This window comes from Lacisediminihabitans profunda (assembly GCF_008040105.1).
Lineage (GTDB): Bacteria > Actinomycetota > Actinomycetes > Actinomycetales > Microbacteriaceae > Lacisediminihabitans > Lacisediminihabitans profunda.
Genome location: NZ_VRMG01000131.1, coordinates 1 through 345 on the forward strand (window position 1 = coordinate 1; position 345 = coordinate 345).

The 345-nt window shown below is 65.5% G+C and carries 1 protein-coding gene; it reads right to left on the reverse strand.

Annotated elements, in window-relative coordinates:
* Window positions 1-104 precede the first annotated feature (104 nt).
* Window positions 105-345: hypothetical protein (locus FVP33_RS19280; RefSeq protein WP_222706814.1), on the reverse strand; the 241-nt coding region annotated here is incomplete at its 5' end.

Sequence of the window (345 nt, forward strand, 5' to 3'; positions counted from 1 at the left end):
GATACATGCCGAAGGAATTGCTCAGTACCGGAGCGCGGCCAGTATACAGCGACCCGACAGCCCAGCGGCGGCGCCTCGGGGTGATCTCACCCGAGGGCCCGGGCCTATCCGAGCAGGTTTTGCCCTCCGTCGTCGAGAGTCGCCGGTCGCTGCCAGTAGCTGAACTGCGGGGTCCAATCGGACTCGCCGAGGCCCGCGAGCGCCAAGAAGTTCCATGCCGGGCAGAACATGTCCCCCGGCCCGAAGACCACGGAGTTCTTGCGCAGGATCTCGCCGTCCCTGGATTCATACAAGACGGCGCCGGGCATGTTGTCGTGATCCGCATGGGTGGACTGCTCGCGCATG